At 55.1% G+C, this 24,245-nt stretch carries 26 protein-coding genes and 1 tRNA gene; 10 read left to right on the forward strand and 17 right to left on the reverse strand.

Features of this window, described 5'->3' with window-relative positions:
* Positions 1-221: 221 nt before the first annotated feature.
* The 3 genes from R2A130_RS09780 to R2A130_RS09790 all read left to right on the forward strand — a co-directional run bounded on the left by R2A130_RS09780 (position 222) and on the right by R2A130_RS09790 (position 3,839).
* Positions 222-1,355 carry a mandelate racemase/muconate lactonizing enzyme family protein gene (locus tag R2A130_RS09780; protein ID WP_009757875.1) on the forward strand — a complete coding sequence of 378 codons (1,134 nt, stop codon included), beginning with the start codon at positions 222-224 and terminating at the stop codon, positions 1,353-1,355.
* Between the two features lie 156 nt (positions 1,356-1,511).
* A complete protein-coding gene (locus R2A130_RS09785) occupies positions 1,512-3,263 on the forward strand; it encodes an iron ABC transporter permease (RefSeq protein ID WP_009757876.1) in 1,752 nt (583 codons plus the stop codon).
* Positions 3,264-3,362: 99 nt separating this feature from the next.
* The gene (locus R2A130_RS09790) at positions 3,363-3,839 is read left to right on the forward strand and encodes an Rrf2 family transcriptional regulator (protein WP_009757877.1); all 477 of its coding nucleotides are present in this window, start codon (positions 3,363-3,365) and stop codon (positions 3,837-3,839) included.
* 691 nt (positions 3,840-4,530) lie between these two features.
* On the opposite strand, the gene R2A130_RS09800 is transcribed toward R2A130_RS09790, so the two are convergent.
* Positions 4,531-5,205 (reverse strand): type 1 glutamine amidotransferase domain-containing protein, encoded by a 675-nt coding sequence (locus tag R2A130_RS09800; RefSeq protein WP_009757879.1) that lies wholly within the window; start codon positions 5,203-5,205, stop codon positions 4,531-4,533.
* A gap of 405 nt (positions 5,206-5,610) precedes the next feature.
* Here R2A130_RS09800 and R2A130_RS09805 point away from each other — a divergent pair, with 405 nt between their 5' ends.
* A complete protein-coding gene (locus R2A130_RS09805) occupies positions 5,611-6,390 on the forward strand; it encodes a Crp/Fnr family transcriptional regulator (protein ID WP_198008695.1) in 780 nt (259 codons plus the stop codon).
* Positions 6,391-6,496: 106 nt separating this feature from the next.
* Positions 6,497-7,474 carry a PAS domain-containing protein gene (locus R2A130_RS09810; RefSeq protein ID WP_009757882.1) on the forward strand — a complete coding sequence of 326 codons (978 nt, stop codon included), beginning with the start codon at positions 6,497-6,499 and terminating at the stop codon, positions 7,472-7,474.
* A 44-nt stretch (positions 7,475-7,518) separates the two neighbouring features.
* Here R2A130_RS09810 and R2A130_RS18475 read toward each other — a convergent pair whose 3' ends face one another.
* Complete coding sequence (locus R2A130_RS18475; protein WP_156798470.1) at positions 7,519-7,956, reverse strand: hypothetical protein; 438 nt, start codon at positions 7,954-7,956, stop codon at positions 7,519-7,521.
* A gap of 6 nt (positions 7,957-7,962) precedes the next feature.
* On the opposite strand from R2A130_RS18475, the gene R2A130_RS18480 reads away from it, so the two are divergent.
* Genes R2A130_RS18480 through R2A130_RS09830 form a run of 4 tightly spaced genes read left to right on the forward strand, consistent with a single transcriptional unit; the run spans position 7,963 to position 10,448 of the window.
* Positions 7,963-8,163, forward strand: a complete 201-nt coding sequence (locus R2A130_RS18480; protein WP_156798471.1) for a hypothetical protein — start codon at positions 7,963-7,965, stop codon at positions 8,161-8,163.
* 26 nt (positions 8,164-8,189) lie between these two features.
* Complete coding sequence (locus R2A130_RS09820) at positions 8,190-8,564, forward strand: phage holin family protein (RefSeq protein ID WP_009757885.1); 375 nt, start codon at positions 8,190-8,192, stop codon at positions 8,562-8,564.
* Position 8,565: 1 nt separating this feature from the next.
* Complete coding sequence (locus R2A130_RS09825) at positions 8,566-9,471, forward strand: DUF3618 domain-containing protein (RefSeq protein ID WP_009757886.1); 906 nt, start codon at positions 8,566-8,568, stop codon at positions 9,469-9,471.
* Positions 9,472-9,491: 20 nt separating this feature from the next.
* Complete coding sequence (locus R2A130_RS09830; RefSeq protein ID WP_009757887.1) at positions 9,492-10,448, forward strand: YihY/virulence factor BrkB family protein; 957 nt, start codon at positions 9,492-9,494, stop codon at positions 10,446-10,448.
* A 217-nt stretch (positions 10,449-10,665) separates the two neighbouring features.
* On the opposite strand, the gene R2A130_RS09835 is transcribed toward R2A130_RS09830, so the two are convergent.
* The 9 genes from R2A130_RS09835 to R2A130_RS09880 form a co-directional block, all read right to left on the reverse strand.
* On the reverse strand, positions 10,666-11,727 hold the full coding sequence (locus R2A130_RS09835) for an AI-2E family transporter (protein ID WP_009757888.1): 1,062 nt from the start codon (positions 11,725-11,727) through the stop codon (positions 10,666-10,668).
* 130 nt (positions 11,728-11,857) lie between these two features.
* The gene (locus tag R2A130_RS09840) at positions 11,858-13,099 is read right to left on the reverse strand and encodes an endonuclease/exonuclease/phosphatase family protein (protein ID WP_009757889.1); all 1,242 of its coding nucleotides are present in this window, start codon (positions 13,097-13,099) and stop codon (positions 11,858-11,860) included.
* An 835-nt stretch (positions 13,100-13,934) separates the two neighbouring features.
* Positions 13,935-14,009: transfer RNA gene (locus R2A130_RS09850), tRNA-Phe, on the reverse strand.
* 173 nt (positions 14,010-14,182) lie between these two features.
* Positions 14,183-14,371 (reverse strand): DNA gyrase inhibitor YacG, encoded by a 189-nt coding sequence (locus R2A130_RS09855; protein WP_009757891.1) that lies wholly within the window; start codon positions 14,369-14,371, stop codon positions 14,183-14,185.
* An 8-nt stretch (positions 14,372-14,379) separates the two neighbouring features.
* Complete coding sequence (locus R2A130_RS09860; protein ID WP_009757892.1) at positions 14,380-15,006, reverse strand: Maf-like protein; 627 nt, start codon at positions 15,004-15,006, stop codon at positions 14,380-14,382.
* Positions 15,007-15,066: 60 nt separating this feature from the next.
* Complete coding sequence (gene infA / locus R2A130_RS09865) at positions 15,067-15,285, reverse strand: translation initiation factor IF-1 (RefSeq protein ID WP_009757893.1); 219 nt, start codon at positions 15,283-15,285, stop codon at positions 15,067-15,069.
* Between the two features lie 152 nt (positions 15,286-15,437).
* On the reverse strand, positions 15,438-15,908 hold the full coding sequence (locus R2A130_RS09870; RefSeq protein ID WP_009757894.1) for an arsenate reductase ArsC: 471 nt from the start codon (positions 15,906-15,908) through the stop codon (positions 15,438-15,440).
* A gap of 2 nt (positions 15,909-15,910) precedes the next feature.
* Complete coding sequence (locus R2A130_RS09875) at positions 15,911-16,408, reverse strand: UPF0262 family protein (RefSeq protein WP_009757895.1); 498 nt, start codon at positions 16,406-16,408, stop codon at positions 15,911-15,913.
* Positions 16,405-16,857: a DUF2948 family protein gene (locus tag R2A130_RS09880; protein ID WP_009757896.1), complete on the reverse strand. Its 453-nt coding sequence runs from the start codon at positions 16,855-16,857 to the stop codon at positions 16,405-16,407. The genes R2A130_RS09875 and R2A130_RS09880 overlap by 4 nt, the downstream gene beginning before the upstream one ends.
* A 242-nt stretch (positions 16,858-17,099) precedes the next feature.
* Between R2A130_RS09880 and R2A130_RS17570 the strand changes: the two genes are divergently transcribed.
* Positions 17,100-18,368 (forward strand): polysaccharide deacetylase family protein, encoded by a 1,269-nt coding sequence (locus tag R2A130_RS17570; protein WP_211098040.1) that lies wholly within the window; start codon positions 17,100-17,102, stop codon positions 18,366-18,368.
* Between the two features lie 25 nt (positions 18,369-18,393).
* On the opposite strand, the gene R2A130_RS09890 is transcribed toward R2A130_RS17570, so the two are convergent.
* From R2A130_RS09890 to R2A130_RS09915, 6 genes are all read right to left on the reverse strand, one after another.
* On the reverse strand, positions 18,394-19,425 hold the full coding sequence (locus tag R2A130_RS09890; protein WP_009757898.1) for a peptidoglycan -binding protein: 1,032 nt from the start codon (positions 19,423-19,425) through the stop codon (positions 18,394-18,396).
* A gap of 3 nt (positions 19,426-19,428) precedes the next feature.
* On the reverse strand, positions 19,429-20,463 hold the full coding sequence (locus R2A130_RS09895; protein ID WP_009757899.1) for a MotA/TolQ/ExbB proton channel family protein: 1,035 nt from the start codon (positions 20,461-20,463) through the stop codon (positions 19,429-19,431).
* A gap of 128 nt (positions 20,464-20,591) precedes the next feature.
* Complete coding sequence (locus R2A130_RS09900; protein ID WP_009757900.1) at positions 20,592-21,485, reverse strand: inositol monophosphatase family protein; 894 nt, start codon at positions 21,483-21,485, stop codon at positions 20,592-20,594.
* Between the two features lie 267 nt (positions 21,486-21,752).
* Entirely contained in the window at positions 21,753-22,319 is a 567-nt protein-coding gene (gene efp, locus R2A130_RS09905; protein ID WP_009757901.1) for an elongation factor P, read from the reverse strand.
* Positions 22,320-22,425: 106 nt separating this feature from the next.
* On the reverse strand, positions 22,426-23,496 hold the full coding sequence (locus tag R2A130_RS09910) for an SEL1-like repeat protein (RefSeq protein WP_198008698.1): 1,071 nt from the start codon (positions 23,494-23,496) through the stop codon (positions 22,426-22,428).
* Positions 23,459-24,133: a thiamine phosphate synthase gene (locus R2A130_RS09915; RefSeq protein WP_009757903.1), complete on the reverse strand. Its 675-nt coding sequence runs from the start codon at positions 24,131-24,133 to the stop codon at positions 23,459-23,461. The genes R2A130_RS09910 and R2A130_RS09915 overlap by 38 nt, the downstream gene beginning before the upstream one ends.
* Between the last annotated feature and the right edge of the window lie 112 nt (positions 24,134-24,245).

Consider the following 24,245-nt stretch of genomic DNA (forward strand, 5'->3'; position numbering starts at 1 on the left):
CTTTGTAGAGCAGCACAATCGCAGGTGCGGTTTCGTGTCGGGTTAACCCCTGTGACATCCTTCAGAATTGGTAAATGAAAGCACACTGGGCTTCCCGTTAATTTTTAGTATCTCGTCATCTTGAAATTCAGGCCTATAGCAATCGCGCCTTCGCCGGTGGACCCGGCCCTGCAGAGCGCGGTACTCTCCCTTCATAAACTGAAGCGCAGGCATGATCTAAAATGAAAATCACAAACGTCACCGCGCACTGCCTGACGCAAAAACTTGACGGTAATAATCGTTTCGACAGCGCGTTTTCCACCTTTACCGAGCGTGCCGCATGTCTGGTGGAGATCGAGACGGACACTGGCCTCATCGGATGGGGTGAATGCCTCGGTCCCAACAAGGTGAATGCTGCCATCGTTGAAGCCATGACGCCGGCTTTAATCGGTCGCGATCCTCTCGACATCGAGCCCATCTGGTTCGACCTTTATTCGGCATGGCGCGATCAGGGACAGCGCGGCGTAACGATGACTGCACAATCGGGTATCGACATTGCGTTGTGGGATATCGCGGGCAAGCATTTCGGTGTGCCGGTTTACCGCTTGCTCGGCGGCGCTCACCGCACATCCGTTCCCGCATATGCCACAGGCGGCTTCCGCCCCCGTGACAAAGACCGGTTGGAACGATTGGTAGAAGAAACGGCCGCCTATATGGCTGATGGCTTCACCGCGACGAAGATTAAGATCGGTTTTGGCGTCGATGAAGATGAGGCAGTCATCCGTGCTGTGCGCGATGCAATTGGTGATGATGCGGAGCTGATGATCGATGCCAACCATGGTTATGATGCCATCGAAGCCATCGAACTGGGCCGCCGTATTGCCGATTGCAGGATCGGTTGGTTCGAAGAACCTGTCGTTCCAGAACAGTTGAACGCGTACCGTCGTGTCCGCGAAGGCCAGCCAATACCGGTGGCGGGTGGTGAAACCTGGCACGGTCGCCTTGCCCACCGACAAGCTATCGAAGCAGATGCCATCGATATTCTCCAACCGGACGTTGCCGGTTGTGGCGGCATCACCGAGATGCGCAAGATCATCGCACACGCTGAAACCTCTGGAATTCGGGTCGTGCCTCACGTCTGGGGAACCGGTGTAAATGTTGCTGCATCACTTCACATGCTGGCCACTATTCCACCCCAGCCTGGGCGTCATTCGAGCCGCGATCCATGGTTGGAATTCGACCAGACGCCACACGCCTACCGCATGGCAGTGCTGCAGGATCCGATTACACAAACCGCTGGCCGCGTTGCTGTTCCAGACAAGCCGGGACTGGGTGTCGAAATCGACCGGCATGTCTTGGAAGAGTTCCGCGCCTAAGCGGCCTTAAGCCACACAATCAATTCACTTTGATCGCGTTTCTTAAACTGGACAAATTATGTCCGGTATTGCATCTCCACAGAACACCTTGTTCCGTCCGGCCATAATCCGGCGATATTGCCTGTCTCCAGGCAGTTGGAGATCACACCTTCCCCCATGGCTAGCGCGTCGAGTTCATTGCTGAGGGTGTTCTGGCCCGACCGCCTGGGACGGTTTGGGCGCGCTAACGGCAAGCGGTTGAAGCGCTCTACCACGCATGTGGACGCGTTTTCTGGTTTTGGCCGCAAGCTTATCGCTGGCTTGTCCTATGCGGTTGCACTGCTCTGCGCCTTGCCGCTTCTGGCCGTCATTATCGAAGCCCTTTCAGGTTCGTTTGAAGCGACTGCACGTCTTGGTACGTCACTCCTGCCGGGTTATGCGCTAACGACAGTTGCCATCATGGTAATGGTTGGTGCCGGCACGCTTGTCATTGGCACTGGAACGGCGTGGTTGGTAACGGCTTGCGAGTTTACCGGGCGGCGCTGGCTAGAGGTTGCCTTGGTGCTGCCATTGGCTTTCCCTGCTTACGTCTTGGCCTATGCCTATACCGACTTGCTGGACCATCCAGGCCTCGTTCAATCGACTCTGCGAAACCTTTTTGGCTGGGGGCCACGCGACTATTGGTTCCCAGAGGTTCGGTCCGTCGGTGGTGCGGGATTGATGCTCACGCTGGTGCTTTATCCTTACGTTTATCTGCTGGCCCGCGCCGCATTCCTGATGCAGGGACTGGCGCCATTCGTTGTAGCGCGCAGTCTCGGCTGTCCTCCTTTCAAGGCCTTTCGGAAGGTTGCCATGCCTTTGGTCGCCCCAGCTGTTGCTGCCGGTGTGTTGCTGGTGCTCATGGAAGCGATTGCAGACTTTGGAACAGTGTCTCACTTCGGCGTGCAGACCTTGGCCACAGGCATATACACCACATGGTTCACGTTGGGAGATCGCGTGGCTTCCGCCCAGCTTGCACTGGGGCTGCTTGCCATCGCGCTTCTGCTTTTGGGGTTGGAACATATCCGTTCGCGCGGTGAATTGGCTTTGGCGCAGGACGCTAATCGTGGTCGCTGGCCACGCATGCGCTTGAAGGGCTGGCAGGCTGTTGCAGCGTTTATCGGCTGCACACTGCCCGTGCTTTTCGGGGCGATCATTCCTATCATCATGCTCATTTCGCTTGCCCGTGGGGCAGAGCAAAATTGGCTGAGTGAACGCTATCTTGGCTTTCTCACCAACTCGCTCATTCTCGCCGCTGTTGCTGCCATCATTACGTTGACCGCGGCCATAATCCTAAGCACCAACCGCAGGCTGGGGCAGAGCGGTTCTTCTAAAGCGGCAGTCGGCATTGCGCGCATGGGATATGCGGTGCCCGGCGGTGTGATTGCGATTGGACTTTTCGTGCCGGTTGCAGGTTTGGATAATGCTGTGGATGCTTGGGCGCGGGTCAATCTTGGCTTTTCCACCGGCCTGTTCTTTTCAGGTTCCATCGCCTTGCTGGTAATGGCTTATATGATCCGCTTCCTTGCCGCAGCTTTAGGTGCGTGGCGGGCAGGTGAGGTGACGGTTACCCGCGATTTAGACCGCGCTGCATCGGGACTGGGGGCTAACACCACGACGGTTCTGCGACGCATCCACATTCCCATGCTGCGACCGGCAGCGCTTACCGCGATGTTGTTGGTCTTTGTCGATACGATCAAGGAATTGCCCGCCACACTCATCATCCGTCCCTTTGGATGGGACACGCTGGCCGTTCAGGCCTATCGCCTTGCAGCAGATGAGCGGTTGGAGGGAGCAGCAGTGCCCAGCCTCGTGATCGTCGCCATCGGGCTGGTTCCCGTCATCATCCTGTGCCGAAGACTGAACACCGGTCCAAGAAGCGTGATGTGACGCCTTCTAACACATTAGAATCATTCTATTTTATATAATAACGTTAGAAATCAAATACTTCTGCTTGAACAACGCGCAAAATTAACCCATTGTCATGTTATGCAGATCACCAAACAGACCAATTACGCTCTTAGAATGCTGATGTATTGCGCAGCCCACGAAGGCTCGGTGCGGTTGAGCGATGTCGCGACTTTCTACGGGCTGTCACAATCGTTCATGCACAAAGTGTTGCAGACGACGAGCAAGGCAGGCTTCGTAAAAACAATGCGCGGTCGCAGTGGTGGTCTGATGTTGGCACGCCCGCCGGAAGAGATCACAGTTGGTGAGGTCGTGCGTGCGGTGGAAGACCGGTTCGAAATGGCCGAGTGCTTTCGTGAAGACACAACCTGCCCATTGGAGCAATCCTGCGGCTTAAATGGCGCTTTTCACGAGGCGTTGGATGCGTTTCTCACTGTGCTTGATAAGCATACGATTGCCGACATCACCAACGAACGTGCCAACATCAACGTGCTGGCAACGCTGGAAGCGATGACACGCTTACCGCTCGACAACGATAGTGCTTTCGCAAAACAATAGATCCGGGCTTGTGTAGTCGGCCTCCGGCGCGTTGGCCGTACATCAGCACCCTAACTTTACTGTCAGTTTTCATGCGATGATTGAAGCGTGTCTGTTTGCTGGAGCCGGTACTATCTGTCGACCGTATTTGATGACTTATCGCGCTATGTGGTGGCATATAAGTTGTGCAGCACCATGAAGGACGACGACATGGTTGGCACTATGGATTTGGCCTTGCCTGCTTTCGGGTCCGATCAGGTGAAGTTTCGTCACAAACCTCGCCTGTTGTCGAACAACGATGCCAATTAAAGCTAAGGCAAGCTTGCCAACTGGCCCACGTTCGCGACGTACCATCTGCAGACATTAGGCAAATTGAGCGTTAGCCCCCCGAAATCTGAAGAACACGTTCCTGCCTAGAGACCTCAACCCAAGCATCGAGCACTACAATCACCACCGTTACCACGTGGGCCTGCGGAACCTGACACCTGCCGACGTCTACTTCGGACGCGGCCAGACCATTCTACTCGAACGAGACACGTCCAAACAGCGGCGTTTGCAACACCGCAATCAAGCCGCATAAAATCAACCGACCGATGAGCCAATCTCTCGCTTAATCTAAGCAGCAATCAATCCCAACAACCCTGATGACGGACACATCAATATCCATGGTTGGCATAGGGCGGCTTGGTTGAAGCCGCCCTATGCAATGGCGCTACATGAGACCTAGCAGCTGCTCGGCGGCTTCCCGGGATGAAGCAGGGTTCTGTCCCGTAACTAGCTTACCATCGGTAACGACAAACGATGCCCAGTCATCGCCCTTTTGGTAGTCACCACCATTTGCTTTAAGCATGTCTTCTACGAGAAATGGCACCACGTCCGTCAAGCCAACGGCCTCTTCCTCGGTATTGGTGAAACCTGTAATTTTGCGCCCGGAAACCAGTGGTTTTCCATCCGAACCTTTAGTGTGTTTAAACACGCCTGGTGCATGGCAGACTGCGCCGACAGGTCGGTCATTAGCGGCGAAGGCTTCAATCAGCGAATTGCTTTCCGGGCTTTCAGCAAGATCCCACAGAGGACCATGCCCACCAGGATAGAATATCGCGTCAAAACCGTCAGCTGATATGGATTTCAACACGGATGTATCCGAAAGAGCTTTCTGCGCTGCAGCATCATCCTTAAAGCGTTTCGTTGCCTCTGTCTGGGCATCGTCAGTGTCGCTGGAAGGATCAAGCGGGGGCTGCCCGCCTTTGGGCGAGGCCAGTGTGACATCAGCGCCTGCATCTTTGAAAACGTAGTAAGGCGCTGCAAACTCTTCCAGCCAGAATCCAGTCTTCTTGCCGGTGCTGCCGAGCTCATCGTGAGAAGTGAGAACCATGAGGATTTTCATGTTGGGTGTTTCCGATCGTTTTTTTGGGTGTATCGGCGGAGTTGGTGGTGCGATGCCCACCATTTTTAGCCGTCGGTACATGAACGAGATCGGTCGAAACTCGTTCCCGTTGCCCGGTTATTTCTCGGAGTATTGCCGTGCAAATCGATAGACCCTCGGGGTCGCTACACTGATCCTTCAACGGTATGACCCACTACCCCGGTTCGGAGATTGACAGTGTCTAAAGACCTCACTCGTCAGCCTCGCTGAGGAATGATGCGCCCGTCTTATATGTCGCAGGCGTCTTCGCAAATGTGGCGTTGCAATCATATTTGACAGTCACAGTTGCTGTAAGAAGCCGACGGATACCGCTGCTAGCAGACGTGTCCTTGTGTTCGGCATTCCTCTTCAATGCGGGCCGAGACGATGCTGGACATCAACTTAAAAAACGAAACCAAACCGTTCTTCGAGCAGTTGGGCATTGCGTGTGCAGCAGCACGTTTCGAGCACTATCTTCCAGAACATCTCGATTCTCTCGATAGCCTAATTGCGGTTGAACTCACGCCGAACAGCTACGCGTCATTCGATAATGTCTGGCGAGAGGGCCAAGTTGCAACCGTCTGGGGTATCGTCGAAAGCGGCGTTTTCGGAACATATTCGTACTTGCCGGATGGTACTCGTCACATCACAGACGTGCACTTACCAGGTGATATTTTCGGCCTCGACCACATGTTTTGGCCGACGGCAAAGGATAATATGGTCGCGCTTATACCGAGCTCGGCAGTGGCTAGCGATGTTACAAGTGCGAAGAGGCTTTACGAGGCGGAACACAAATTTTCGCAGATGTTTTCCGCCTCTCAAGCCATAGATCGTCTGGTCCTCACAGAACGCATCAAGGCAATGGGGCGTCTTAGCTCATATAATTGTTTATCCTATCTTTTGGCAGAATTGGCGAGCCGCAGCAGCCTCTCGTCTAAGGCTATCGAGCGCTTTGACATTCCTGTCAGCCACGATGTGCTGGCTGATATTCTGGGTCTGTCGTCGGTGCATGTCAGTCGCCAATTGGCTATCTTGCAATCCAAAGGTTTTGTGAAAACCGGTAGAGGCAAGATCACAATTCTCGATGCTGCATCGCTGCAAAAAGCTGGTCAGTTCAGGGGCCGAAATGTTTTTGTGGAGCACCGGCTTCTAGCTTCGGTGATGTGAATTCTACTTAACAATTATCAACGACGTATTTCACGTTGAAAGCTACAACGCGCTTTTACGGGGTTTTTCTGTGTCAGCGTCACATCACAACACTTTACCAGCAGACTTGTCCGCCTCGAAAGTGCTGCTGAGCAGCGCGTTGGCTTGCACAATCAGCGACCCAAACCTGCCCGACAGTCCGTTGGTCTTTGTGAACCGCGCCTTTGAAAAAACCACGGGCTATATGGCGTCTTATGCCATTGGGAAGAACTGCCGGTTCCTCCAGGGCGAGGGTACCTCTCCAGAGCACGTAACCCTTATTCGCGAGGGTATCCGACATCAGCGCGACGTCGAGGTGGTGTTGAAGAACTACCGGGCCAACGGCCGGTCGTTTTGGAACCAGCTAAGCCTGTCGCCCATTTTTGATGATGACGGTAAGCTTACATACTACATCGGCGTCCAGCAGGAGGTGCCTGCGCCTGAGGGCCGGACTGAGGACTCCGTTTCGATAGATGTGAAGCTTCAAGAGATGCAGCACCGCGTGAAGAACCACTTGGCGATGTTGGTCAGCCTCATCAGGATGCAGTCCCGCAAGAAAGAGCACGACCCACTAAAGGACTACGAAAGCCTGGCGCGTAGAGTGGAGAGTCTCGCTCTTCTGTATGATCAAGTTCATGCACGCAGCAAAGATGACGATCAGGTCGAGTTGGGTGAATATCTCGAGCGTATTGTCCATAGCATCCAAAGCTTCTCATCACCGGATAACGTACAGATCACTCTAAAAGCTGATGATATAACAGCGCCGTTGGAGCGCGGTGTCCAATTGGGTTTGATCGTCACCGAGATCGTCACCAATGCGTTGAAACATGCATTCCCCGATCAGCAAGACGGCCTAATTTCCATAGCGATGAGACAACTACCCGACCACAAGATTGAAGTCTCCGTCGGCGACAACGGTGTCGGCTTCGATGTGGATCAAGCCGATACAAAGCCAGACAGTTTTGGAAACAAAATTATCAAAAGCATGTTGGCCAGCTCAGACGGAGAGGCAAAGACGTTGAGCTCGGAATTCGGAACGGTCGTAGAAATAACCGTACCCAGTTGAGTTATAGCGTGATGGTCTGTGTTTTGGTTATCGGATTTGAAAGTCTAATTGATCTCATCAGCGCTGACGGGGAACAATCTCCAGCCTATCGCTGACGCCTTAGCCGCAACACTGCCGAGATTCTCAAGAAATTGGAACATTTGCTGCTCTAGCGTGTTGGTGCCGTGAAACCCGCGCAAAATATGCAGGAGATGAAAATGGCCAGTGGTTCGACCGCTAAAATTCATAATTCCAGACAAACGGCACAATCGACTTTGAAGAAGGTTGAGGATGTTGCTGCGTCCACCGCAAAAAAGGTGAGCAGAAACGCGAAAGGGGCCGCAGCTGAAGTAGTTGGTCAGGCTGAAAGTCTGGCTGAAGAAGCTGTAAGTGCGGCCAAATCCCGCGCCGATGAGGTTGTTCAGGTTGGAAAGAGCCGCACCGAAAACGTCGTCCGCTCCCTGAGCCGCGCAATGGAGGCGGGCAGCAATAGTCTGGCGCAAGATGGCATGACCGGTACAGCAGGCTACGTTCGTGCCGCAGCCGATGGCCTGACCAGCGCAGCCGATGAAGTGGACGGCTTCCAGCCCGGTGCTCTGACGCACCGCGTAGAGAATTTCGTCCGTGAGCGCCCGATGCTGACCGTTGGCGCGCTAGCGCTTGCCGGGTTTGCGCTCGCCAGCGCACTGAAACCTCCACGCAAGTCGTAAACCGACACTAAGATTAGGATCGACCTATGAGCACTAACATTACAGATACCGTCCGCGCGCTGGTTTCAGACGCAACACTGCTGGTGAAGCAGGAAGTGTCACTAGCCAAGGCAGAAGCAGAAGAGAAGTTTGAGCAGGTGCAGACGGGCCTAATCGCCATCGTCTCCGGCCTTTTAATCGCATTCGTAGCGCTTCTGGTGCTGGTAGAAGCGCTAGTAGTAGCGCTGGCCAATATTATGCCGCCATCACTTGCTGCCCTTCTCGTTGGCGTAATTTTGGCCGTTGTCGCTTTCTTCGCCGTGAAGAAAGGTCAGGACAATTTGAGCGTTAAAAACCTGAAACCGCGCCGGACAATGAATGCAGTTCGCGAAGACGCGGAAACGTTGAAGGAAGCTGTTTGAGATGACCGATCACCGCAACACTGAAATGATCGAAGACGAAATCGACCGCACACGTGCCCGCATCGAAGCGCGTCTGACAGACATCGGAAACGACTTGTCGCCATCAAGACTGCTGGGCAATGCTGTTGGCCTCGACGCCGAAACATCGTCCAGAGCTCTTAGCACTGTTGTGGCGAAGTCGAGGGAAAATCCACTGTCAGCGTTGATGGTTGGTATTGGAGTTGCTGGCTTTCTATTCGGTCGACAACGCAATCCAGCCGCTACATCCAGCGCACATACGACGCAGCCTGCAGCCCCGGTATCAGCTGATCCATCGCAACGGTTTGCAGAAAACGCTGCTGCGTTGAAGGAGCAGGTAAGTGATGGAGCATATGATCTGGCCGCCAGTGCTTTAGAGGTTCGGCAGGACGTGGCATCTGTAGCCCGGGAAACAACCAATCGAGCGTCCGAGTATGTCAGCGAGACGGCTCAAGAATTTAGTGACAGCGTCCGCCGCACACCTGTCATGGCCCGCTCGGTCACTGACGATGCCATGGGCTGGGTGAAGGAAAACCCGGTTCCCGCAGGTCTGTTTGCTATCGCTGCAGGTGCGGTGGTTGCGTCTTTGGTTTCCGCCAAAAAACCAACATCGCGCCTAAGTGCTAGTCGCGCGCTGCACAAAGCATCTGAAGAAGAAGTCCCTGAAAAATCAGCAGCAGCTTCAGCAGCGGTTTTTAAGGACGCTGGCGCTATTGCTCCGACTACAACAAAATCGAAAACTGCGAAAAAGCGTGCGCCCGCTAAAATCAAAGCTTCTAACGCGAAGGATGCGACGGTGCCTGAGCAGGTTTCTCCACGCGCTAAACAAGTGCGGAAATCTGGCGTACAAATGCCACTCACGGATACAACGGCACCCAAGCCCGCATAACCGAGCAAAAGAGATCGTATATGAAACATGAGCTGGCAGGACGGTACGCCGTCCGCCCCCGCGATATTCCTTGGGCGGGTTGGAAGAGCATCTTAAAACGCGCTTTCAAAACTATCAGCAGTACGGATATGTCCCTGCGCTGTGCCGGTGTTGCGTTCTACAGTTTTCTGTCGATCTTTCCCGTGCTGGCTTGTTTCGTGCTGGTATATGGCTTGGTGGCCGATGGCGGCAAGCTGCAAGACCAGATGGCGTCGATGGAAGAGTTTCTTCCGGAAGCCGTTCAGGCTGTGGTCTATGAAAGGCTCGATGCCTTGTTGTCCCAACCCCAAGTTGGCCTCGGTATCGGACTCATAGTCTCATTTGCCGTTGCATTGTGGAGCGGTTCGCGCGGCACCAACGCTCTCGTTGCAACCATAAGCAGGATTTACCGCGAAACCGACGACCGTGGCTTCCTTGCAAGCGCAGCATTATCTCTAAGCCTGACTCTTGGAGCGCTGGTTTTTCTGACAGCCTCGTTGCTTGCGATTGCAGCCGTACCTATTGCTGTCAATTTGTTGCCCTTACCTTCATGGATGGAGACAGCAGCACTTTGGGTGCGTTGGCCACTTCTGGCGATATTGGTCTATGCCGCGATCCTCATCTTGTTCCGGCTTGCCCCGGACCGTGAAGATGCAAAGTGGCGATGGATTTCTCTAGGCGCCGCAGTTTCAGCTGTTTTGTGGCTCGCGCTCTCGTCGCTGTTTTCTTTCTACGTCAAGGAATTCGGCAACTACAGCGCGACGTTCGGCTCGCTTTCCGTAGCCGTAATTTTGATGCTCTGGATCTATTATTCGACAATGATCGTGTCGCTTGGGGCAGCGTTAAATGCGGAAATTGAGCATCAGACGAAAGTAGATACTACTACGGGTCCAAACGCGCCTATGGGCGAAAGAGGCGCTTATGTTGCCGACAATTTGCCGGAACAATCTTCCGCATAGTGCGTTGTATTTTCACTGGAACAAACAGGAGAACCTTCCATGCGAAATGTCTTTTACCTTATCGGTGTTGTCGTGGTCGTACTCGCAATCCTGCGATTTGCAGGCATTGCATAACCACCAACTGAGACCATCATCAGTTTTGAAAAGCCGTAGTTCCTAGAAGGAGCTGCGGCTTTTTCATGAGCGCATTAAAGTAATATCACATCGGTTCGATGGATCACTCACTCTCTTTTGTGACTTCACCGCCACTCAGGAAATTGCCCAACGTTCCCAACCCAGGAAAATGATCGCAGGTGGTTTTCAAGATCACCAAAAGCGGCACCGCAATCAGCGCACCCACAATGCCCCAAAGCCAGGCCCAGAAAGCGACGGATATGAACACCGCGACAGCATTCAACTCCAAACGTCGGCCAACGACGGTCGGCGTTATGAACTGCCCCTCAATGAACGTGCAAGAGAAGTAGAACGCCGCAATAGTCAGTGCCGGAGCAAGAGTGTCAAAAGAGACCACCGCCACAGCAGTCGCTGCACCCAAACCTAAAATCGCTCCGACATAGGGCATGAAATTTGCCAGTCCGGCGACAGCCCCCCAAATATAAGGCGTGGGCATTCCCAAAAGATACAGACCAATCGCTATCACAACACCGAGAGAGGCGTTGATGATGGCAATTGTGAACAGATAGCGCGAGACGTCGCGCTCCATGTCATGGGCGATCCGCAAGGCGCGTTTTTTGTCCTTCATGCTATCGAAGGCCTGAACAAGCTTGGCGTAAAACATGTCGCCGGAAGCCAACAAAAACGTAAGCAATACCAACGTGATGACCAGCATGGTTATGCCAGCCAAGACGCTGCTCGCCGCATATGCAAAAAAGCCTGGTCCTTCGACCGCTACCTTTTGAACAGCCCTGCCTTCACCTGCGGTCGCTGCTTCGACCTCTTTCTGCGCTTCCTGTACCGCCTGAAGAGACGGCTTAAGCGCGGCAAGCTTTTCCTTGAGCTGGTTACCAATTTCCGGAGCACGTTCAATCCAGTCGGCCATCGGAATAACCAGCGTGTAGATGGCAAGCACACCAAATCCGACAAGTATGAGAACAAGCACGAAAGCTGTAACCGGCGACGGCACGCCACGGCGTGTGAAGAACCGTATGACCGGGCTCATCGTCAGCGCGAAGACGACAGCAACAGCTATGGGCAGAAAGAAACCACGCGCCAGGTAAAGCGCAGCCGTAAAGAGAATGATGAACGTTCCCACCACTGAAAACCGGACAGCGGAGTTCATTGCATCGGCCTTACAGCGCTGCAGAACGGCAGTTTGTTATGTTGAGAGAACAACTGGAAAGTCTTTCAAAAGAGGCTTTGCACAGACGTAACGCCTGGCTGACTACAATCGTTGCCGTCGCCGTTCAGAACTACGACTCCTTGGGCTCCCAATCCACCCCGATTGGCCGTCTGTCACGATCGCTTTCGATGTCGACAAGGTCTTTCGCTTCTTCGATATCTTCGGATGTAGCATCATCCACCTCACGCCGACCCTGCTCGTTCGTGGTCAATGCCAACCGATAAAACATCGGAAAATGATCGGACCCTACGAAGGGCATGCGCTTCATCGAAACCAGTTGAAACTGGGGTGAATGGAAGATGTGGTCCAGCGGCCAACGCAGAAAAGGATAGCGGGCATCAAAAGTGTTAAACTGGCCTCGCCCTTCTCTCGGGTCAAGCATGCCCGATATGCGCAAAAAACGTCGGGTGGTGCGCGACCATGCAACATCGTTGAGGTCGCCCGTCACCATCGCCGGACGGTCTTCATTACGAACAATCTGCCCAACCAGCGCGATTTCTGCGTCCCTACCTATCGTATCATCGTAAACGACCGGTGGTTCGGGGTGCACGGCAATCAAACGAATATCGCGCCCTTCTTCCAACGTGAGCGTCAGATGAAAGCTCGGCACTTCATCGTTAAGCAAAAACCGTGTCTCTTCTTCTGAAATGGGAAAGCGGGAATAGAGGAGCAGCCCATATGCATTGTCCATCGGGCAAGCCATGCGATGCGGGTACGACGCTCCGACTTTGTCCAGCGCATCAATCCATTTCTGATCCGTCTCCATGAAGATCGCCAAATCAGGTTCGACTGTCTGAAACAAATCGCACAGGCGCACGTACTCGCGATTTCCCTGTTTAACATTGCACACGAGAACATTGATGATTGGCGTGTCGGCTGGATTACCTTTGAATTGGGCTGAACGCCTTCTCCAGAACGGAGAAAATCGAGCGATGTAAACCAGTTGGATGGCGATGACAGCCACCAACGCCCCGATGATGAGCTGCACAAGTAAGTCCTGCACAGGCAAAACCAGTAGAGCTAACACGAGACACCCAAAGGCGATGACAGCAATCTGAGTCCGTGGAAACTCGAAGACCCGAAACACGCCGTGAGCCATCGGGACGAAGGGCAATAGCGTGGTTATGAGACAAAGAACCGTTAGTGTTCCAATCCCCAAATACCACATCAAACTACTCTCTAGGGTTAGGCTTCTCGGATGAAGTTTAAGGGGGCTGGAGCGTTGAAATCGCCACTCATCGCGATCATCAAAACCGATTAACTCGATTAGTGACACATACCACAAACCATCTCGAGGCTGAGAAGTTCCCATTCAGAGCTACTGCGGAAATGTGTGCGACAAACATTCATCTTCGGCACAGACACTCGACAGAAACCGACGATAATCATGAGCTTCTTAAGCTCAGGACGCATTCACTGTGCGGTGTCAACATGAAGAGGTAGCGCGGACCACTTGGGGTCGAGCCTAAATCTACCACAACCGCTTCTCCTTCGACGCGTAAAGCGTGCACATTGCCTGATCCGAATTGTGGTAGCTTTGAACGGCTAGCGTAAACCTGATGCAGTACGGACGAACCAGACGCTTCGCTGATCGGCGTCTCTACGACGATCGTGAATTTATGATTCCATTCCGTTACGGGAACTTCGCAACCTGCAAAGACGAGCGTCACCACCATGGCCGCGACGGAATAAAGGCTGTTCTGCCGTATGCCGATCATTTCTATGCCCACGAACTAATTACGCAGGACGCGATGAACCTATTATTATACCGGAACATGAAGCCGCTTTAGCTTCTATGTGGACCTTGTCATTAAATATTTGGGAAGGGCGTAGATCTGTACTTTCGGATCTATGCTGCCCTTCGCAGTCGCATAATTAAATTTATAGAACATCTGTAATCGGGCTTGCGACTTCGAGATCTAACATTTGTTAACAGCCAATACCAATACGTCGCTTTGAGGCATACCTTGACTCGACAGCTCAATTTGACGGTCTGCCCACGCAAAAGTGGTTCGATTGCTTAGTGGAGGATAACTGGTTGAAGGCCAGCCATCCCTTCCACGCTATTGGGGGGGCCTATGTACACATCCAGGGGCTGGAGTTACCAGGCAGAAAATGACAGCTAAGTCATTGAAATAAAAAATAAATGGTGCCCGGGGGCGGAATCGAACCACCGACACGCGGATTTTCAATCCGCTGCTCTACCCCTGAGCTACCCGGGCAACCGGTCGGCCTGTGGCTGTAGCAGCCTGACCTGGGGTATATCGTCCATCACAAATTGCGTGTGCGAATTGCTCTGGAACTCGGCTGGTATAGTCACCCTAAACGGGGGTGTCTATCCACTATCTTATGCTTTTACGATGTTCGTTGTTCAAGGCCTGAAAGTCGGTGAAATCTAGCTGTTGCCATCGGGTGGAACATCGGTTGAATCTCCCGAAATTGCGTAGCCACCGGACAACCATGCACCCAGATCAAGCTGGGCGCAGCGGCGCGAGCAGAAAGGGTATGTGTCGCGGGTGCTTTGTTTTTTGCACTGAGGGCAGGGCACTTGTTTGCGCAATGGCGTGACGGTGTCTTTCGTCATTATGCGCCTCAGCCGCTGGCCGACAGCCAGTTGTAGTGCACCGGATAACCCTCGCCTTCGAGCAAATTGGCTGTCTCGAATAGCGGCAGGCCCACAACATTGGTGTAGGAGCCAATAAGTTTCACCACGAAGGCACCCGCGATGCCCTGAATGGCATAACCGCCAGCCTTGCCGCGCCATTCGCCGGAAGCAAGATAACTTTCAAATTCGTCGTTCGACAGCTTTTTGAAGCGTACCCGCGTTTCCACCAGTCGTTGGCGAAAGACGCCCTTGGGCGTGATAAGCGCAACGCCTGTATAGACCTTGTGGGCACGGCCGGAGAGCAGGCGCAAACAACCTGCAGCCTCGTCCAGTAGCTCTGCCTTGGGCAGAATGCGGCGACCAACAGCCACGACGGTGTCAGCTGCAAGAATGTAGCTGCCGTTGTCTTCACCACGGCGTTTGATGTTCTCAGCTGCCATCTCCGCCTTCACCTTGCACAGGCGTTTGGCGAGTGAGCGGGCCGCTTCTGATTTCAACGGCGTCTCGTCAGCATCCACCGGCGCCAATTCGTCCGGCTGAATGCCGATCTGGTCCAACAGGGCGAGCCTGCGGGGCGAACCGGATGCAAGGATGAGCTTTGCGGAAGGTGCCATCAGCGGGCGGCCTTGCTGGGCAGCGTCATTGGCGGCGCATGACGCACACCAAGCGACTGCTTACTTGAAACGATAGGTGATACGACCCTTGGTCAGGTCGTAGGGCGTCATTTCCACCAGCACCTGGTCACCGGCGAGAACGCGAATGCGGTTCTTGCGCATACGGCCAGCCGTGTGGGCGATAATTTCGTGATCATTTTCCAGCTTCACGCGAAATGTTGCATTGGGCAGCAATTCGCTAACGGTGCCTGGAAATTCGAGAACTTCTTCTTTTGCCATAGGCGTGGTCTGTTCCTTGAACGGGTCAAATATCAATGTTTGGTCTGCGCAGGCGGTTCCCACACATGAAAGTCTAAGTCGGATTAGCGGTTTCCTAAACCGAACGGACGGCTTTGTGAACCATAAGGTTATTGCCACCTTCTGGCTTTGGGTCAGCTTGCGGTGAACAGCGCTTCAATCCGCTCCGCTAACCTGTCGCGCACATCGCGGTAGGCGTCCATCTTTGCTTCGCGGGCGCCGGTCACAACAGTGGGGTCGGCAGACGGCCAATAGACCACTTCAGTCGCGTCCACCACGGCTCGCTCCAGCGCCACGTGGTGCGCGGTAGGCGACAGGGTGACCACGAGATCGAAATAGCCTTCGTCCAAATCTTCCAGCGCCTTGGGCTCGTGATCGCCCATATCAACGCCCATTTCTGCCATCACCGCATCCACGAATGGATCGGTCTCGCCGATGCGAATGCCGGCACTTGCTGTGAACACATGGTTGCCGTGGCGTTGGCGCATCAGCGCTTCGCCCATAGGTGAGCGGATAGAATTGTGGTTGCACACGAATAAAACCGAGCCCGGGTTCTTGGTGGGTTCCACCGGCAACAGTTCGGGAATGTCGGGCAGATCGCTCAAGCTCAACCCCGCCAATGCAACACGCATATCAGCGTGAACAGGCGGCGTGCCGTGTTATGATCCACCTCGATCTTGCCGGAAAGTCGCTCTTTCAGCGTCTCGGACCCATCATTGTGCAGGCCGCGTCGCGCCATATCTATGGCTTCGATCTGGCTTGGTGTCGCGGAGCGGATAGCCTCGTAATAGCTTTCGCAAATCTGATAATATTCACGCACGGTACGCCGGAAGGGTGACAGCGACAGAATATGGGTCGCAATATCCGTGTCATCGCAATCGGTGATGGAAAACACCAACCGTTGCTCGATCAGGCCCAGCTTCAATTTGTAATCGTGCGGAACGCCATCGACATCATGTCCCACGGGCCAGAAGTGGTTTTGTTCGATGAGATCGAAAATCGCGACGGCGCGTTCGTGTTCCACATCGGCATTGGCGCGGCCAATCGTTGCGTCGTCGAGAACGACGTCGATCAGCTTTGCATCACTTGGCGCTTCGCCACTCATGCGACGCCATGCCGGGGCCGGGCGCGGGCGCGCCATGCAGCACCAAGGTCGGTCAGTTGTGCTTCAAGATCGTCGGCGTGAATGCGCATTGCGGCATCATCGGCGAAGGTCAGGCGCACGACAACACCTTCATCGTGGCCTTCTTCCAGCGTGATGGCCAGCAGGACCAGAACACCTTTGCCATCGTTCGGGAAATTGCGGCGTTCCACGCGCGAAACGCGGGTGAAGCGCAGGGCGGCTAGGTGGCGTTCATAGCTTGGGAACCAGCGGCGGCGCGCAGAAGGCAATTCCCACGCGAAACGGTGCATGGTCAGCACCAGCTGGCGTTCGCCAGCAAGCCACGTCATATCAGAAGGTTTGACGGTCGCGTCCTGACAGGCGGCAGAAATCGCCGTTAGATCGTCGCCATCTAGGGCCATTAGTTTCAAGGTGCTGGTGTCGCGGGCCATGGAATATGCTGGGCTTCTACTGCTCTGCCAGCCCCGCACGGAAGCGCGATTAGCTGGATGGGTTATATGTGAAACGAGTAGGAGCAATGCCGGTTTCGTGCAACCCGGCCAAAGGGCGATCAACGCATTGCGATAGCTCAGTGCCGACCATCACGCTCCATTAACCCTAGCGGTTTACCCTTCATTTGGCATGGCGAGTTTTTGTCATGCACCCGTTTTGTTTTGCGTATGGGTGTTCAGTTTTGCGTATTTCCCTTTGGCCGGCTCTGCTGGCTCCGGTACTAACATGTGCTGTCTTCTGGTCCGCCGTTCCGTCTTCCGCCCATGCTGCAAGCTGTGGCGCAGGGAAACTCGGCACGCACCGCACCATGAAAGTGTCCACCGACAAGTTCCGCGACATTCAGGGCTTTGAAAAAAGCTTCGGTCTTCGTCGTGGTGAAGTGGTGCTGACCTTTGACGATGGTCCGATTGCCGGAAAAACACCTCGCATTCTGCAGGCCTTGAAGGCCCATTGTGCCAAGGCGACATTCTTTAGCGTCGGTCGCATGGCCAAAGCCTATCCGCGCCTGACGCGGCGTATCGTGCGTGAGGGTCATACGCTGGCTCATCACACCCACGCTCATAATCGCATGACGGCCTATGGACCGACCCGTCGCGGGCAGTTGATTGATCGCGGCATCGCAACGGTGGAACGCATCGCCTACGGTTCGGCTAAAAGCACCCCGCGCGTGCCGTTCTTCCGCTATCCCTATCTCGCCCGCAGCAAGGCAACCGATAAAACGTTGCGCCAGCGTGGTCTGATTTCGTTTGGGGCCAATATTGATTCCCGTGATTGGGAAAGCGTGTCCGCTAACACAGTTCATGACCGTGTGATGAAACGCCTGCGCCAAAGCGGCAAAGGCATTATTTTGCTGCACGACATCCAAAGCCGCACTGCAAAAATGCTGCCGCGCTTGCTGAATAGCTTGAAGGCTGAGGGCTATAAGCTGGTTCACATCGTGCCCGGCACCGGTGCACCGAAACACGATATCGGCCCAGAGGTCGACGAGCAAATCGTCATGGCGGCCGCCGAAGCCGAACCAACGCCTGAGAAGCAGGTCGCAAAGGTTGATCGCACCAAACGAACCGTCAGCCAGAGTGTCGTCGCAATCGCGCTTGCTGAACATGATGCAAGTGAACGCGAACGCCAGCTCGCCGGTGGTGTAACCGTTGCTGAAGTTCCTGCAAAACAAACACGCGCAACAGCACCGCAACCTAAAAGCGTTGCAACCAAGTCTGATCCTATCGTCACCGCAGTACTGCCTGATGACAAGGTGAGCGACCGCGTTGTGACGACGGCTAAACTGTCTCCCAAAGTGCAAAGCATCATCGCCAACCGCCGCAAGGCGACGATTGTGAAAAGCACTGAGCGTAAAAAGCAGCGCGCGTCCAAACGCAGCAAAAGCAGCAAATTTGCCCGCGTTGCGAATGCGAAATGGAAGTTGCGTCGCTCCCAGTGGATCATGAACTGATCCACTGAAGAAGTAGGCAGTGCGCCTACTTCTCGGTCAGTTTCAACTCGATACGACGGTTGCGGTCCCGTGCTTCCTGTGTGTCGACATCTTCCAGCGGTTGGAACTCGCCAAAGCCCGCCGCGACCAAACGCTCTGCCGGAACGCCCTGTGTGATGAGATATTTCACCACAGACGTCGCGCGGCCTGATGATAATTCCCAGTTGTCCGCGTAGCGCCCACTGCCGGACAGCGGAATGTTGTCGGTATGGCCATCCACACGCAGCACCCAGTCGATTTCATCAGGAATTTCTTCGCCCAACTCGATCAGCGCATTGGCAAGTTTCGCCATTTCGCCCAAGCCCGCTTCGTTCAAAGTTGCGCCGCCCGAAGGAAACAGCACTTCTGATTGAAAAACGAAGCGGTCGCCAACGACGCGAATGTCATCGCGCGCACCCAAAATATCGCGCAACCGTCCGAAGAAGTCTGAACGGAAGCGGTTCAATTCCTGCACCCGCTGGGCAAGTGCCACGTTCAAACGCCGTCCCAGATCGGCGATCTTGGTAGAGGATTCACGGTCGCGGGTTTCCGATACGTCCAGCGCATCTTCCAGCGATGCGATCTGTTTGCGCAACGCCGAGATCTGTTGGTTCAGCAGCGCAACCTGAGACATGGCGCGACGGGAAACCTTGCGCTCTTCGTCCAGCGTTTCCGACAGGCCGGATGCCCGCGTTTCGGCTTCCTCTGCAACGCCGCTGCCGCTCGACAGCAACTCCTGCAACCGTGAGCGCTCGCTCTCTGCGGTGCTGAGGCCTGAAGACAAAGTCGCGATCTGATCCTCAAGATCCTGTTTGGCGGATTGTTCCAGGGCAAGCAGTTGGGTGAGCTCGTTGATCTGACTGTTCAGCCGGTTCAGCACCGTGTCCTTGCCGGAAATCTCCTGGCTCAGCAGGAACTGCGCCAGCACAAAAACCGACAGCAGGAACATGATCGCGAGCAGCAAGGTCGACAGGGCGTCAACGAAGCCCGGCCAGTAGCTGACGCTGTCACTACCGCGCCTGCGGGAGCGGGTTGCCATGGTCTAGAACCCGTCTTTCGGATCGCCACCATCAGTCTTGGTAGGGCGACGCGATGCGCCGCCAGTGGCTCGGGCCATGGTGGCGTTGAGCTGTTTCAGTTCGGCATGAATCTGCGCGTTGATCTTCGACTGCGCTTCCATATTGGTCTTCATGTTCTGCTGGTCGGCACGCATGTTGCGTACGAGGCCTTGAATACCTTCCGCAAGGCTGGCCATCGCTGCCGTCGTGCGTTGGCCGCCGCCACCTTCTTTTACTTGTGCTGCGATGCGGTCGATGGCGTTCGTGACGTCGGCGCCATTTGCGGCGGCAGCCTGCGAGAAGTCGGAATTCACGTCAGTGACGGTGGAGAGCCAGTTTTCCAGTTCCAGATAAAACCGGTTCTGCGCCTGTCCCGATTGTAGGTCGAGAAAGCCCAGCACCAGCGATCCGGCTAGACCGAAAAGCGATGACGAGAACGCCGTGCCCATACCGTCCAGCGGCGCCTGCAACCCGCTCTTGAGCGAATCCAGAACATCGCTCGTGTCGCCGGAAGCGGGGTCGAGTGAGCCGATGGTGTCGCCGATAGAGCCGATGGTTGCGAGCAGCCCCCAGAAGGTGCCGAGAAGGCCGAGGAAGACCAGAAGCGAAATCAGATAGCGCGAAATATCGCGTCGTTCGTCCAGCCGGTTACCAATGGATTCAAGGATCGATTGGGTCGAGGCGGTGGAGAGAGCAACGTCGGATTGCCCCTTCAACATCGCCTGCATGGGGGCCAGCAACACTGGGTCACGCTTGGCGTCGTCTGCATTGCCTTCGCGGAATGAGTTCACCCAGCGCACCTCCGGCATGATGCGGATGACCTGCATGAAGGCCAGAAGAATGCCGACCACCAGCACACCAACGATCAGCCCGTTCAGCCCGGGATTGGTGGCGAAGGCCGACATGACTTGCCGGTTGAGGATGAAGACGAGAAAGCCCACCAGCGCAATAAAGATGAGCATCGCCAGCAGATAAACGCGCGGCGAAGACAGTTTGTAGGGATCGAACTTACGGGCCATCTAATCGTGTGTTCCTGCCGTAAAACCGGAACGATGCCGGTAACATGCACCGACTTTCACCGAAAAATTGCGACAGTGGAAGGGCGAAGGCCAGAAAGCGCGTTAAAACTCCCGATCAGCGCTATCGTTTACCGTCTCTCGGTCTGTTTTTCCTTAGCGTGCAGCGTCGCTTCCGCAATCGCTTTTTCGGTGTTCGATGTTTTTGGTGACTTCTTTTCGCGGGTCATGCCAGTTGGCAAATCGCGGTTCAGGATTTCGCGCAGGTTGCGGTGAACGGCTTCGTTACCGGCCACGATGCGGCCTGTTTCGTAGATCGAGGCTTTCGGGTCGGGTTCGGACACGTAGCCGCCGGCCTCGCGCACCATCAACATGCCTGCTGCAATGTCCCATGGTTCAAGACCGGATTCCCAGTAGCCGTCGAATCGACCGGCAGCCGTGTAGGCAAGGTTTAGCGCAGCCGAGCCTGTGGCACGAATGCCTGCAACGCCGGTCATGATGTTGCGCTGCTCCCAAAGTGCAACGCCGTGGCCTCTGCGGTTCAGCGCGGGAATACCTGAACAAATCAGGCACTCATCCATCGCCGTGCGGACAGCAACGCGCATGCGCCGATCATTGACGAAGGAACCACGCCCTTTTTCAGCGGTGAACAGCTCTTCGGTGATCGGGTTGTAGATAACGCCCGCCACCAACTCGCCACGGCTTTCCAGCGCCAGCGATACCGCAAACATTGGGTTGCCGTGCAGGAAGTTTGTTGTGCCGTCGAGCGGATCAATGATCCAGCGGTGCTCGGAGCCATTGTCGATGGTGCCGCCTTCTTCCATCAGGAAGGAGTAGCCGGGTCGCGCTTTGTTAAGCGCATCGCGCAGAGTTTTCTCGGCTTTGATGTCAGCGGCAGAAACGAAATCCCCCGGCCCTTTCAGCGAAATCTGAAGGTTTTCGATCTCACCAAAATCGCGCGTGAGCGAACGCCCGGCCTTGGTAACGGCGGTGACCATGACATTGAGAAGGGCGGAACGTGCCATAGGGCAAACTTTCTATCGGGAGGGCAGGCGATGAGGGACTTCAGGTCAGGAACTGGCAAACAATCTAGCGGCAGGCAAGGCCGGGAACGAGAAGCCCACTCATCCAAGGCAAGTTAACATCAGCCTTTGGAGCGGGTACAACGAAGAACTAGAACCGAGCAACGTGAGCCAACCAGCTCACCGGAGCGAAGAGCGACCGGCGCTAATGCGCAGCCCTCTTGGAGCGCAGGCCGAAGGCCGACAGCGTGAAAGCGAACTAAAGCCGCCCTAGCTCTCAGCCCGCTTCACATAAGTAATCTCGTTCGTTTCCACGATGATCCGTTCACCCGCATCGATAAATGGCGGCACCATAACCTTGATACCGTTTTCCATGATCGCGGGCTTGTAGGATGAGGATACCGTCTGGCCTTTGACCACGGGATCGGCTTCGGTGATTTCCAGCGTTACGAAGTCTGGCAGGCGGATGCCGATGGGCCGCTCTTCGTGCATTTCTACGGTCACTTTCATGCCGTCCTGCAAGAATGCAGCGCGGTCGCCCACCCAGTCGGTTTGCAGTTCAAGCTGCTCGTAGGTTTCCAGATCCATGAAGACGAGCATCTCGCCTTCGGAATAGAGATACTGGAAGTCTTTCTGTTCGAGACGGATCTTTTCGACGGTTTCGGACGCGCGAAAGCGTTCGTTCAGCTTGGTGCCGTCGATCAGGTTTTTCAGTTCCACCTGATTAAACGCGCCACCCTTGCCGGGTTTCACAGCGTTGGTTTTCACCGCTGCCCACAGGCCGCCTTTGTGCTCGATCACATTGCCGGGCTTTATCTCGTTACCGTTGACTTTCATCTCATCCGTCCGCTTTTGGTTCGCCCGAAGTGTTCATGGTGTGGGCGTTGGCGGCTCTTGACCACAATTCGGGTCGCTTCTCAACCTTAGTGAGGCGGTAACGGCTTCAACCGCGTGTTCGGATAGACGCTTTTGCGGTCTTGATGCGCTGTGAAAGCTGATCGGCAGCCTCCAATGCACGCTTTTTGTCGATGGTGGAAAGCGACTGGAACAGACGGTCCATTTCAGGGTCGCTGTAGCCCGCACGGCTTGCGAGAACGTGCCATGCGCTGGCGGTAATCGGGTCTGCCGTTTTACCGATACCGAAGGCGTTCATGCGGGCGAGGCGGTTCTGCGCTAAAACATTGCCCTTTGCTGCTGCCTGCGCGAACCAGCGGCCAGCGCCGTCTTCATCTTTCGGACCACCGCGACCATTGGCCATCCAGACGCCCAGTTCAACCTGTGCAGCTTCAAGTCCGTTGCGAGCGGAACGGGCGAGCCATTTGCGGGCTATCTTGTCGTCATTATACGGTACGCCCTGCGCCTCGGCATGGATATTGGCCATGGCATATTGGGCGTCGGCAATCCCTGCTTCTGCCGCTTTTTCGTACAGCGGCAGCGCACGTTTGAAGCCTGCCCATGTTGGCCGGCGCGCGGTCAGGATTTGGGCCAGATTGAAGTTGGCGCGGGCATGGCCCTTCTTGGCTGCCTTTTTCATCAACTCTTCGCCAGCGGCTTTGTCTTTTTCTACTTCATCGCCGGACAGCAACAGATTGCCGAGAAAGAACTGCGCCTGCGGATTTCCCGCATCAGCGGCAAAACGATACCACTCCACCGCCTTTTTACGGTCGCGGGCAACGCCAAGGCCATTCCAGTAAATTTCTGCGATCAATGTTTGTGCCGCCGGATCACCCGCGTCTGCACGGGGCAGGGCGAGTTGCAGTGCGGTGAGGTAATAGCCGCGCTGAAAGGCACCATAGGCTGAACCTGCACCGACATCGGGCGCGGGCTGCCCGTCTGTACCTTTCGACAAAGGCGTGGCGAGCGTCGGGCCTTCGATGGGCTTTGTGTAGGTTTTAGTTTCAGTCTGGTTTTGCGTTTGGGTCTGTCCGGATGCGGCAAAGGCAAACGTTAGCCCCGCAACGGCGAGCAGCTTGAAATTAGCTGTTTTCAGCATCGAAACGAGGGGCATGTTCATCCAGCAACTGGTTTGCGCGAGCGATCGCATCTCCCATGGCAGAAGGCTGCGGCGCAATCGTGGCATCATCTGATGGCACGCCATCGAGCGCTGCATCCAGTGCCACGAACTCAACCCCTGCTTTCGCAACGTCCAACACACTGTCCGCCGATGCACCACCCAGCACGATGCAGGGCAGCTCGACCAGTTTGCTCCACCAGTCACCCAGCGCCACGTTTTTCGGGTTGGCCTCGTCGCGTATGTCGCTGCCGGTTTTGCCAAACATAATGTAGTCGGGTTGAATTTCGCCGAGCACCAGCGCGTTGTGACGGGTCTTCACATTGGCTGCCCCCACCATCATAGCCGGTGTCAGACGCGATACAGCATCGGCAAGATCCGCAGGGTCTTGGCCCAACTGAAGTCCATCTGCGCCCAACCGACCGGCAACGCGGGAATGGTGTTCGATAATCACGGCAATACCAGCCGCTTGCGCTACCGGAACAAGCGGCTCGACAATCGTCTGAAAAGCGGTCTCGTCCATGATGCCATCTGCCGAGACCGGCGATAGGATGAGGCTCGCCACATCGCCGCATGACAAAGCCTTTGCCAGATCGTCTGCAGTCAATCGGGCAAGCGCATCACCATGGCGAACCAGCACCAGGCGGCATCGGTTATCGGGTGAAACGTCGGGTTTGTTTTGCGAACTTGTATCCATAAGCGCGTGATAGGGCGCTCACGCCTGCCTCACAAGAGGCAAGATGTGACACGAC

This window comes from Ahrensia sp. R2A130, from assembly GCF_000179775.1.
In the GTDB taxonomy this organism is placed as follows: domain Bacteria; phylum Pseudomonadota; class Alphaproteobacteria; order Rhizobiales; family Rhizobiaceae; genus Pseudahrensia.